Origin of the sequence: Citrobacter sp. wls718 (assembly GCF_005280945.1) — a bacterium.
GTDB classification, from domain to species: Bacteria; Pseudomonadota; Gammaproteobacteria; order Enterobacterales; family Enterobacteriaceae; genus Citrobacter; species Citrobacter gillenii.
In genome coordinates, this window is sequence record NZ_SZWV01000071.1 from 1 (window position 1) to 12,512 (window position 12,512).

The 12,512-nt window shown below is 51.9% G+C and carries 8 protein-coding genes; all 8 read left to right on the forward strand.

Annotated features, from left to right (window positions below; genetic code table 11):
• Positions 1–251: 251 nt before the first annotated feature.
• Positions 252–635, forward strand: a complete 384-nt coding sequence (secE, locus tag FDW95_RS14430; RefSeq protein ID WP_003033128.1) for a preprotein translocase subunit SecE — start codon at positions 252–254, stop codon at positions 633–635.
• Between the two features lies 1 nt (position 636).
• Complete coding sequence (nusG, locus tag FDW95_RS14435) at positions 637–1,182, forward strand: transcription termination/antitermination protein NusG (protein WP_003033125.1); 546 nt, start codon at positions 637–639, stop codon at positions 1,180–1,182.
• Positions 1,183–1,337: 155 nt separating this feature from the next.
• Positions 1,338–1,766 carry a 50S ribosomal protein L11 gene (gene rplK / locus FDW95_RS14440; protein ID WP_003033122.1) on the forward strand — a complete coding sequence of 143 codons (429 nt, stop codon included), beginning with the start codon at positions 1,338–1,340 and terminating at the stop codon, positions 1,764–1,766.
• A 3-nt stretch (positions 1,767–1,769) separates the two neighbouring features.
• Positions 1,770–2,477: a 50S ribosomal protein L1 gene (rplA, locus tag FDW95_RS14445; RefSeq protein ID WP_096758782.1), complete on the forward strand. Its 708-nt coding sequence runs from the start codon at positions 1,770–1,772 to the stop codon at positions 2,475–2,477.
• A gap of 414 nt (positions 2,478–2,891) precedes the next feature.
• Positions 2,892–3,389: a 50S ribosomal protein L10 gene (gene rplJ / locus FDW95_RS14450; protein WP_007704673.1), complete on the forward strand. Its 498-nt coding sequence runs from the start codon at positions 2,892–2,894 to the stop codon at positions 3,387–3,389.
• A 66-nt stretch (positions 3,390–3,455) separates the two neighbouring features.
• Complete coding sequence (gene rplL, locus FDW95_RS14455) at positions 3,456–3,821, forward strand: 50S ribosomal protein L7/L12 (protein WP_049842133.1); 366 nt, start codon at positions 3,456–3,458, stop codon at positions 3,819–3,821.
• Positions 3,822–4,141: 320 nt separating this feature from the next.
• Positions 4,142–8,170 (forward strand): DNA-directed RNA polymerase subunit beta, encoded by a 4,029-nt coding sequence (rpoB, locus tag FDW95_RS14460; protein WP_096758781.1) that lies wholly within the window; start codon positions 4,142–4,144, stop codon positions 8,168–8,170.
• 76 nt (positions 8,171–8,246) lie between these two features.
• Positions 8,247–12,470: a DNA-directed RNA polymerase subunit beta' gene (gene rpoC, locus FDW95_RS14465; protein ID WP_115259738.1), complete on the forward strand. Its 4,224-nt coding sequence runs from the start codon at positions 8,247–8,249 to the stop codon at positions 12,468–12,470.
• Positions 12,471–12,512: the final 42 nt, after the last annotated feature.

Consider the following 12,512-nt stretch of genomic DNA (forward strand, 5'->3'; position numbering starts at 1 on the left):
TGTTGCTAAAGTTCTGAGCTAATTGCTGATATTATTTGACGCAATGCGCAATAAAAGGGCATCATTTGATGCCCTTTTTATACGCTGTCGAACCAGAACCTGGCTCATCAGTGATTTTTTTTGCCATAATCATTGCTGAGACAGGCTCTGAAGAGGGCGTTTAGTCCGAAACGCACCAGAGCATTTCGGTTTGGATCGCCTCGCGTACGCGGGGTGAAAATGTTTGTAGAATACTTCTGACAGGTTGGTTTATGAGTGCGAATACCGAAGCTCAAGGAAGCGGGCGCGGCCTGGAAGCGATGAAGTGGGTTGTTGTCGCTGTATTGCTGCTTGTCGCTATCGTTGGCAACTACCTCTATCGTGACATGATGCTGCCGTTGCGTGCGCTAGCCGTAGTGATTCTGATTGCTGCAGCGGGCGGTGTCGCGCTGTTGACGACAAAAGGTAAAGCGACCGTTGCTTTTGCCCGTGAAGCGCGTACCGAAGTCCGTAAGGTCATTTGGCCAACTCGCCAGGAAACGCTGCACACCACGCTGATCGTTGCTGCGGTCACTGCGGTAATGTCACTGATCCTGTGGGGACTGGATGGTATTCTGGTTCGCCTGGTATCCTTTATCACTGGCCTGAGGTTCTAAGATGTCTGAAGCTCCTAAAAAGCGCTGGTACGTCGTTCAGGCGTTTTCCGGTTTTGAAGGCCGCGTAGCCACATCGCTGCGTGAGTATATCAAGTTACAAAATATGGAAGAGTTGTTTGGCGAAGTCATGGTGCCGACTGAAGAAGTGGTCGAAATCCGTGGCGGCCAGCGTCGCAAAAGCGAACGTAAATTCTTCCCGGGCTATGTACTGGTCCAGATGGTCATGAACGATGCGAGCTGGCACCTGGTGCGTAGCGTGCCGCGTGTGATGGGCTTTATTGGCGGTACTTCTGACCGTCCAGCTCCGATCAGCGACAAAGAAGTTGATGCGATCATGAACCGCCTGCAGCAGGTTGGCGATAAGCCACGTCCGAAAACGATGTTTGAACCGGGCGAAATGGTTCGCGTTAGCGACGGTCCGTTTGCTGACTTTAACGGCGTAGTTGAAGAAGTGGATTATGAGAAGTCTCGTCTGAAGGTTTCCGTATCTATCTTCGGTCGTGCAACGCCGGTTGAGCTGGACTTCGCTCAGGTTGAGAAAGCCTAACAAGTCGATCAAAAAAGCGGCGATTTAATCGTTGCACAAGGCGCGAGATTGGAATACAATTTCGCGCCTTTTGTTTTTATGGATAGCATCCGTAAAACGAATTTTATCACGGGGAGCCTTTTTGAGGCGCTATAACCCAACTAGAGGAATTTAGAATGGCTAAGAAAGTCCAAGCCTATGTCAAGCTGCAGGTTGCAGCTGGTATGGCTAACCCGAGCCCGCCGGTAGGTCCAGCACTGGGTCAACAAGGCGTGAACATCATGGAATTCTGCAAAGCGTTTAACGCAAAAACTGATTCCATGGAGAAAGGTCTGCCGATCCCGGTTGTTATCACCGTTTACGCTGACCGTTCTTTCACTTTCGTTACCAAAACGCCTCCGGCAGCAGTTCTGCTGAAGAAAGCGGCTGGTATCAAGTCTGGTTCCGGTAAGCCGAACAAAGACAAAGTGGGTAAAATTTCCCGCGCCCAGCTGCAGGAAATCGCGCAGACCAAAGCTGCCGACATGACTGGTTCCGACATTGAAGCGATGACTCGCTCCATTGAAGGTACTGCACGTTCCATGGGCCTGGTAGTGGAGGATTAAGAAATGGCTAAACTGACCAAGCGTATGCGCGTGATCCGTGACAAAGTTGATACAACTAAACAGTATGATATCAACGAAGCTATTGCTCTGCTGAAAGAGCTGGCCACTGCTAAATTCGTAGAAAGCGTTGACGTTGCCGTTAACCTCGGTATCGATGCTCGTAAATCTGACCAGAACGTACGTGGTGCAACTGTACTGCCGCACGGTACTGGCCGTTCCGTTCGCGTAGCCGTATTTGCCCAGGGCGCAAACGCTGAAGCTGCTAAAGCTGCTGGCGCTGAACTGGTAGGTATGGAAGATCTGGCTGACCAGATCAAGAAAGGCGAAATGAACTTTGACGTTGTTATTGCTTCCCCGGATGCAATGCGCGTTGTTGGCCAGCTGGGCCAGGTTCTGGGTCCGCGTGGCCTGATGCCAAACCCGAAAGTTGGTACTGTAACCCCTAACGTTGCTGAAGCGGTTAAGAACGCTAAAGCGGGTCAGGTTCGTTACCGTAACGACAAAAACGGCATCATCCACACTACCATCGGTAAAGTGGATTTTGACGCTGACAAACTGAAAGAAAACCTGGAATCTCTGCTGGTTGCGCTGAAAAAAGCGAAACCGACTCAGGCTAAAGGCGTGTACATCAAGAAAGTTAGCATCTCCACCACCATGGGTGCTGGTGTTGCCGTTGATCAGTCCGGTCTGACCGCGACTGTGGCGAACTAATATTCGCCTTTACGTGGGCGGTGATTTTGTCTACAATCTTACCCCCACGTTTCTGCTAATTGCAGACGTATATCCAAGATATTCAGGCTGTGGCAAGGCGACAACTGAGTGAATCGCCAGGAGCATAGTTAACTATGTGACTGGTGTGAACGAAGGCTGTCAACGCCGTCACAGATTGAATAGCGACAGATAGACAAGATTTGTTCGTTGGAGCCTGGCCTATCCAGGCCTCCGTCGAAGACCGCAGGTGTTTCGAAAGAAGCTTAATGCCCTGCGTAGACGGTGACAGAACGCTAAGATTATTTCTGATACTCTGGCTTGTTTCTGCTCACCGTATTAAGACGCTCTGTCCGTTGGGAAGAGTGAAGTGAGTTCCGGGACATGAGTCCCGGCAAACATCCAGGAGCAAAGCTAATGGCTTTAAATCTTCAAGACAAACAAGCGATTGTTGCTGAAGTCAGCGAAGTAGCCAAAGGCGCGCTGTCTGCAGTAGTTGCGGATTCCCGTGGCGTTACTGTAGACAAAATGACTGAACTGCGTAAAGCAGGTCGCGAAGCCGGCGTATACATGCGTGTTGTTCGTAACACCCTGCTGCGCCGTGTTGTTGAAGGTACTCAGTTCGAGTGCCTGAAAGACGCGTTCGTTGGTCCGACCCTGATTGCATATTCTATGGAACACCCGGGCGCAGCTGCTCGTCTGTTCAAAGATTTCGCGAAAGCGAATGCAAAATTTGAGGTCAAAGCCGCAGCCTTTGAAGGTGAATTGATCCCGGCATCGCAAATCGATCGCCTGGCAACTCTGCCGACCTACGAAGAAGCAATTGCACGCCTGATGGCAACCATGAAAGAAGCTTCGGCTGGCAAACTGGTTCGCACTCTGGCTGCTGTTCGCGATGCGAAAGAAGCTGCTTAATCGCAGTTATCTTTATCAAGCATCTGCTTACGTATAAACTTATTCTGATTTTCAGGAACAATTTAAATGTCTATCACTAAAGATCAAATCATTGAAGCAGTATCCGCTATGTCCGTAATGGACGTTGTAGAACTGATTTCTGCAATGGAAGAAAAATTCGGTGTTTCTGCTGCTGCTGCTGTAGCTGTAGCTGCGGGCCCGGCTGAAGCTGCTGAAGAAAAAACTGAATTCGACGTGATTCTGAAAGGTATCGGCGCGAACAAAGTTGCAGTAATCAAAGCAGTACGTGGCGCAACTGGCCTGGGTCTGAAAGAAGCTAAAGACCTGGTAGAATCTGCTCCGGCCGCTCTGAAAGAAGGCGTGAGCAAAGATGACGCTGAAGCACTGAAAAAATCTCTGGAAGAAGCTGGCGCTGAAGTTGAAGTTAAATAAGCCAACTTTTCTAGTTGCAGCCTAAGAAATTAGGCTGATGGCTGGTGACTTTTTAGTCACCAGCCTTTTTGCGCTGTAAGGCGCCAGTAGCATTTCACACTGTTTGACTACTGTTGTGCCTTTCAATGTTTGTTTCTATCGACGCCTTAATATATTGCGACAGAGCCTCCGCTCTGTGTAAATCGCAACGAAATGGTTTAAGCGTGATAGCAACAGGCATTGCGGAAAGTATTCGATTTTCCGGTCAACAAAATAGTGTTGCACAAACTGTCCCTTCGTCGGACAGATGGGTCGACTTGTCAGCGAGCTGAGGAACCCTAATGGTTTACTCCTATACCGAGAAAAAACGTATTCGTAAGGATTTTGGTAAACGTCCGCAAGTGTTGGACATACCTTATCTCCTTTCTATCCAGCTTGACTCGTTTCAGAAGTTCATCGAGCAAGATCCTGAAGGGCAGTATGGTCTGGAAGCAGCTTTCCGTTCCGTTTTCCCTATTAAAAGCTATAGCGGTAATTCTGAGCTGCAGTACGTCAGCTACCGCCTTGGCGAACCTGTTTTTGACGTTCAGGAATGTCAGATCCGTGGCGTGACTTATTCCGCACCGCTGCGCGTCAAACTGCGCCTGGTGATCTACGAGCGCGAAGCGCCGGAAGGCACCGTAAAAGACATTAAAGAACAAGAAGTCTACATGGGTGAAATTCCACTCATGACTGACAACGGTACCTTTGTTATCAACGGTACCGAGCGTGTTATTGTTTCCCAGTTGCACCGTAGCCCAGGCGTCTTCTTTGACTCCGATAAGGGTAAAACCCACTCTTCGGGTAAAGTGCTTTATAACGCGCGTATCATTCCTTACCGTGGTTCCTGGCTGGATTTCGAATTCGATCCGAAGGACAACCTGTTCGTACGTATTGACCGTCGCCGCAAACTGCCAGCGACCATTATTCTGCGTGCGCTGCAGTACACCACTGAACAGATCCTTGACCTGTTCTTTGAGAAAGTTGTCTTCGAAATTCGTGACAACAAGCTGCAGATGGAACTGGTGCCGGAACGCCTGCGTGGTGAAACCGCCTCCTTTGATATCGAAGCCAACGGCAAAATCTACGTCGAAAAAGGTCGTCGCATCACTGCGCGCCATATTCGTCAGCTGGAAAAAGACGATATCAAGCTTATCGAAGTTCCAGTTGAGTACATCGCGGGCAAAGTTGCAGCTAAAGACTACGTTGACGCATCAACCGGTGAGCTGATTTGCGCAGCGAACATGGAGCTGAGCCTGGATCTGCTGGCTAAGCTGAGCCAGTCTGGTCACAAGCGTATCGAAACGCTGTTTACCAACGATCTGGATCACGGTGCATATATTTCTGAAACTATACGCGTCGACCCAACCAACGATCGTCTGAGCGCGCTGGTAGAAATCTACCGTATGATGCGCCCTGGTGAGCCGCCGACTCGCGAAGCTGCTGAAAGCCTGTTCGAGAACCTGTTCTTCTCCGAAGACCGCTATGACTTGTCTGCGGTTGGTCGTATGAAGTTCAACCGTTCTCTGCTGCGTGACGAGATCGAAGGTTCCGGTATCCTGAGCAAAGACGACATCATTGAAGTGATGAAGAAGCTCATCGATATCCGTAACGGTAAAGGCGAAGTCGATGATATCGACCACCTCGGTAACCGTCGTATCCGTTCCGTTGGCGAAATGGCGGAAAACCAGTTCCGCGTTGGCCTGGTACGTGTAGAGCGTGCGGTGAAAGAGCGTCTGTCTCTGGGCGATCTGGATACCCTGATGCCTCAGGATATGATCAACGCCAAGCCGATTTCTGCCGCAGTGAAAGAGTTCTTCGGTTCCAGCCAGCTGTCTCAGTTTATGGACCAGAACAACCCGCTGTCTGAGATTACGCACAAGCGTCGTATCTCTGCCCTCGGCCCAGGCGGTCTGACCCGTGAACGTGCAGGCTTCGAAGTTCGAGACGTACACCCGACTCACTACGGTCGCGTATGTCCAATCGAAACCCCTGAAGGTCCGAACATCGGTCTGATCAACTCCCTGTCCGTGTACGCACAGACTAACGAATATGGCTTCCTTGAGACGCCGTATCGTAAAGTGACTGACGGTGTTGTTACCGACGAAATTCATTACTTGTCTGCTATCGAAGAAGGCAACTACGTTATCGCTCAGGCGAACTCCAACCTGGATGACGAAGGCCACTTTGTAGAAGACCTGGTAACATGTCGTAGCAAAGGCGAATCCAGCTTGTTCAGCCGTGACCAGGTTGACTACATGGACGTATCCACCCAGCAGGTGGTATCCGTCGGTGCGTCCCTGATCCCGTTCCTGGAACACGATGACGCCAACCGTGCATTGATGGGTGCGAACATGCAACGTCAGGCGGTTCCGACTCTGCGTGCTGATAAGCCGCTGGTTGGTACCGGCATGGAGCGTGCTGTTGCCGTTGACTCCGGTGTTACTGCTGTTGCTAAGCGTGGCGGTACCGTTCAGTACGTTGATGCTTCCCGTATCGTTATCAAAGTTAACGAAGACGAGATGCATGCGGGTGAAGCGGGTATCGACATCTATAACCTGACCAAATACACCCGTTCTAACCAGAACACCTGTATCAACCAGATGCCTTGTGTCTCTCTGGGCGAGCCGGTTGAACGTGGTGATGTGCTGGCAGACGGTCCGTCCACCGACCTTGGTGAACTGGCTCTGGGTCAGAACATGCGCGTGGCATTCATGCCATGGAACGGTTACAACTTCGAAGACTCCATCCTCGTTTCCGAGCGTGTTGTTCAGGAAGACCGTTTCACTACCATCCACATTCAGGAACTGGCATGTGTGTCCCGTGACACCAAGCTGGGGCCGGAAGAGATCACCGCTGATATCCCGAACGTGGGTGAAGCTGCGCTCTCCAAACTGGATGAGTCCGGTATCGTTTACATTGGTGCAGAAGTCACCGGTGGCGACATTCTGGTAGGTAAGGTAACGCCGAAAGGTGAAACCCAGCTGACCCCAGAAGAGAAGCTGCTGCGTGCCATCTTCGGTGAGAAAGCGTCTGATGTTAAAGACTCTTCTCTGCGTGTACCAAACGGTGTTTCCGGTACGATTATCGACGTTCAGGTCTTTACTCGCGATGGCGTAGAAAAAGACAAACGTGCGCTGGAAATCGAAGAGATGCAGCTGAAGCAGGCGAAGAAAGACCTGTCTGAAGAACTGCAGATCCTCGAAGCTGGCCTGTTTAGCCGTATCTACGCGGTGCTGGTTGCCGGTGGCGTTGAAGCTGAGAAGCTCGACAAACTGCCGCGCGATCGCTGGCTGGAACTCGGCCTGACCGACGAAGAGAAACAAAATCAGCTGGAACAGCTGGCTGAGCAGTACGACGAACTGAAACACGAATTCGAGAAAAAACTCGAAGCGAAACGCCGTAAAATCACTCAGGGCGACGATCTGGCACCAGGCGTGCTGAAGATTGTTAAGGTTTATCTGGCGGTTAAACGTCGGATCCAGCCTGGTGATAAGATGGCAGGTCGTCACGGTAACAAGGGTGTTATTTCTAAGATCAACCCGATCGAAGATATGCCACACGATGCTAACGGTACGCCGGTAGATATCGTACTGAACCCGCTGGGCGTACCATCGCGTATGAACATCGGTCAGATCCTTGAGACCCACCTGGGTATGGCTGCGAAAGGTATCGGCGAGAAAATCAACGCCATGCTGAAGCAGCAAGAAGAAGTCGCCAAACTGCGCGAATTCATCCAGCGTGCCTACGATCTGGGTACCGACGTTCGTCAGAAAGTTGACCTGAATACCTTCAGTGATGAAGAAGTTCTGCGTCTGGCTGAAAACCTGAAAAAAGGTATGCCGATCGCAACGCCGGTCTTCGACGGTGCGAAAGAGTCTGAAATCAAGGAACTGTTACAGCTGGGTGGCCTGCCGACTTCTGGTCAGATCACACTGTTCGACGGTCGTACCGGTGAGCAATTCGAGCGCCAGGTTACCGTTGGCTACATGTACATGCTGAAACTGAACCACTTGGTTGATGACAAGATGCACGCGCGTTCTACCGGTTCTTACAGCCTGGTTACTCAGCAGCCGCTGGGTGGTAAGGCTCAGTTCGGTGGTCAGCGCTTCGGGGAGATGGAAGTGTGGGCGCTGGAAGCATATGGCGCGGCATACACCCTGCAGGAAATGCTCACCGTTAAGTCTGATGACGTGAATGGTCGTACCAAGATGTATAAAAACATCGTGGACGGCAACCATCAGATGGAACCAGGCATGCCAGAATCCTTCAACGTACTGTTGAAAGAGATTCGTTCGCTGGGTATCAACATCGAGCTGGAAGACGAGTAACTCTCGCTCAAACAGGTCACTGGTGCCGGGGTAAGACCCGGCGCCAGATTGTGCTAACTCCGACGGGAGCAAATCCGTGAAAGATTTATTAAAGTTTCTGAAAGCGCAGACTAAAACCGAAGAGTTTGATGCGATCAAAATTGCTCTGGCCTCGCCAGACATGATCCGTTCATGGTCTTTCGGTGAAGTTAAGAAGCCGGAAACCATTAACTACCGTACGTTCAAACCTGAGCGTGACGGCCTTTTCTGCGCCCGTATCTTTGGGCCAGTAAAAGATTACGAGTGCCTGTGCGGTAAGTACAAGCGCCTGAAACATCGTGGTGTGATCTGTGAGAAGTGCGGCGTTGAAGTGACCCAGACTAAAGTACGCCGTGAGCGTATGGGCCACATCGAGCTGGCGTCTCCGACTGCGCACATCTGGTTCCTGAAATCACTGCCGTCCCGTATCGGTCTGTTGCTCGATATGCCGCTGCGTGATATCGAACGCGTACTGTACTTCGAATCATATGTTGTTATCGAAGGCGGTATGACCAATCTGGAACGTCAACAGATCCTGACTGAAGAGCAGTATCTGGACGCGCTGGAAGAGTTCGGTGACGAATTCGACGCGAAGATGGGTGCGGAAGCTATCCAGGCCCTGCTGAAGAGCATGGATCTGGAGCAAGAGTGTGAAACTCTGCGCGAAGAGCTGAACGAAACCAACTCCGAAACCAAGCGTAAGAAGCTGACCAAGCGTATCAAACTGCTGGAAGCGTTCGTACAGTCTGGCAACAAGCCAGAGTGGATGATCCTGACCGTTCTGCCGGTTCTGCCGCCAGATCTGCGTCCGCTGGTTCCGCTGGATGGTGGTCGTTTTGCGACTTCTGACCTGAACGATCTGTATCGTCGCGTCATTAACCGTAACAACCGTCTGAAACGTCTGCTGGATCTGGCGGCGCCAGATATCATCGTACGTAACGAAAAACGTATGCTGCAGGAAGCGGTTGACGCCCTGCTGGATAACGGTCGTCGCGGTCGTGCGATCACCGGTTCTAACAAACGTCCTCTGAAATCTTTGGCCGATATGATCAAAGGTAAGCAGGGTCGTTTCCGTCAGAACCTGCTCGGTAAGCGTGTTGACTACTCCGGTCGTTCTGTTATCACCGTAGGTCCATACCTGCGTCTGCATCAGTGCGGCCTGCCGAAGAAAATGGCACTGGAACTGTTCAAACCGTTCATCTACGGCAAGCTGGAACTGCGTGGCCTCGCCACCACCATTAAAGCCGCTAAGAAAATGGTTGAGCGTGAAGAAGCTGTCGTTTGGGATATCCTGGACGAAGTTATCCGCGAACACCCGGTACTGCTGAACCGTGCACCAACACTGCACCGTCTGGGTATCCAGGCATTTGAACCGGTACTGATCGAAGGTAAAGCTATCCAGCTGCACCCGCTGGTTTGTGCGGCATATAACGCCGACTTCGATGGTGACCAGATGGCTGTTCACGTACCGCTGACGCTGGAAGCCCAGCTCGAAGCGCGTGCGCTGATGATGTCTACCAACAACATCCTGTCCCCGGCGAACGGCGAACCTATCATCGTTCCGTCTCAGGACGTTGTATTGGGTCTGTACTACATGACCCGTGACTGTGTTAACGCCAAAGGCGAAGGCATGGTGCTGACTGGCCCGAAAGAAGCTGAGCGTATCTATCGCGCTGGCCTGGCCTCTCTGCATGCGCGCGTTAAAGTGCGTATCACCGAATACGAAAAAGATGAAAACGGCGAATTCGTTGCGCATACCAGCCTGAAAGACACGACCGTTGGCCGTGCTATTTTGTGGATGATCGTACCGAAAGGTCTGCCTTTCTCCATCGTCAACCAGGCGCTGGGTAAGAAAGCTATCTCCAAAATGCTGAACACCTGTTACCGCATTTTGGGCCTGAAGCCGACCGTTATCTTCGCTGACCAGACCATGTACACCGGCTTTGCCTATGCAGCGCGCTCAGGCGCATCTGTTGGTATTGACGACATGGTTATCCCAGAGAAGAAATACGAGATCATCTCTGAAGCGGAAGCTGAAGTTGCTGAGATCCAGGAGCAGTTCCAGTCTGGTCTGGTTACCGCGGGCGAACGCTACAACAAAGTTATCGATATCTGGGCTGCGGCGAACGATCGTGTATCCAAAGCGATGATGGACAACCTGCAAACCGAAACTGTTATTAACCGTGACGGCGTCGAAGAGCAGCAGGTTTCCTTCAACAGCATCTACATGATGGCCGACTCCGGTGCGCGTGGTTCTGCAGCACAGATTCGTCAGCTGGCAGGTATGCGTGGTCTGATGGCGAAGCCGGATGGCTCCATCATCGAAACGCCAATCACCGCGAACTTCCGTGAAGGTCTGAACGTACTCCAGTACTTCATCTCTACTCACGGTGCGCGTAAAGGTCTGGCGGATACCGCACTGAAAACAGCAAACTCCGGTTATCTGACACGTCGTCTGGTTGACGTCGCGCAGGATCTGGTTGTGACTGAAGATGACTGCGGCACACTGGAAGGCATCACCATGACCCCGGTTATCGAGGGTGGTGACGTTAAAGAGCCGCTGCGCGATCGCGTATTGGGTCGTGTGACTGCTGAAGACGTTCTGAAGCCGGGCACCGCGGATATTCTGGTTCCACGCAACACGCTGCTGCACGAGCACTGGTGTGACCTGCTGGAAGAGAACTCCGTTGACTCCGTCAAGGTACGTTCCGTTGTATCTTGTGACACCGACTTTGGTGTATGTGCGCACTGCTATGGTCGTGACCTGGCACGTGGCCACATCATCAACAAAGGTGAAGCCATCGGCGTTATCGCGGCACAGTCCATCGGTGAACCGGGTACACAGCTGACGATGCGTACGTTCCACATCGGTGGTGCGGCATCTCGTGCGGCTGCTGAATCCAGCATCCAGGTGAAAAACAAAGGTAGCATCCGTCTGAGCAATGCGAAGTCGGTTGTGAACTCTGCCGGTAAGCTGGTAGTGACCTCGCGTAACACCGAGCTGAAACTGATCGACGAATTCGGTCGTACCAAAGAGAGCTATAAAGTGCCTTACGGTGCTGTTATGGCGAAAGGTGATGGCGAACAGGTTACTGGCGGCGAAACCGTAGCAAACTGGGATCCACATACCATGCCTGTCATCACTGAAGTAAGTGGTTTCATCCGCTTCACTGACATGATCGACGGCCAGACCATTACTCGTCAGACCGACGAGCTGACCGGTCTGTCTTCTCTGGTGGTTCTGGATTCTGCAGAGCGTACTGCAGGTGGTAAAGACCTGCGTCCAGCCCTGAAAATTGTTGATGCTAACGGTAACGACGTTCTGATCCCAGGTACCGATATGCCTGCGCAGTACTTCCTGCCGGGTAAAGCAATCGTCCAGCTGGAAGATGGTATCCAGATCAGTGCGGGTGATGCTCTGGCGCGTATTCCTCAGGAATCCAGCGGTACCAAGGATATCACCGGTGGTCTGCCACGCGTTGCGGATCTGTTCGAAGCACGTCGTCCGAAAGAGCCTGCTATCCTTGCGGAAATCAGCGGTATCATTTCCTTCGGTAAAGAAACCAAAGGGAAGCGTCGTCTGGTTATCACCCCGTTAGACGGCAGCGAACCGTACGAAGAGATGATTCCGAAATGGCGTCAGCTCAACGTGTTCGAAGGTGAACGTGTAGAACGTGGTGACGTTGTTTCCGACGGTCCGGAAGCACCGCACGACATCCTGCGTCTTCGTGGCGTACACGCGGTAACGCGTTACATCACCAACGAAGTTCAGGACGTTTACCGTCTGCAAGGCGTTAAGATTAACGATAAACACATTGAAGTTATCGTTCGTCAGATGCTGCGTAAAGCGACCATTGACAGTGCTGGTAGCTCCGACTTCCTGGAAGGCGAACAGGTTGAATACTCCCGCGTCAAGATTGCTAACCGCGATCTGGAAGCGAACGGCAAAGTTGCGGCAACTTACTCTCGCGACCTGCTGGGTATCACCAAAGCGTCTCTGGCAACCGAATCGTTCATCTCTGCCGCATCGTTCCAGGAGACCACGCGTGTCCTGACCGAAGCAGCCGTTGCGGGTAAACGCGACGAACTGCGTGGCCTGAAAGAGAACGTTATCGTGGGTCGTTTGATCCCTGCCGGTACCGGTTATGCGTACCACCAGGATCGTATGCGCCGTCGCGCAGCGGGCGAACAGCCGGCAGCGCCTCAGGTTACTGCGGAAGATGCATCTGCCAGCCTGGCAGAACTGCTGAACGCAGGTCTGGGCGGTTCTAACAACGATTAATCGTTGCTGACCGTAATGAAAAACCCGCCTCGGCGGGTTTTT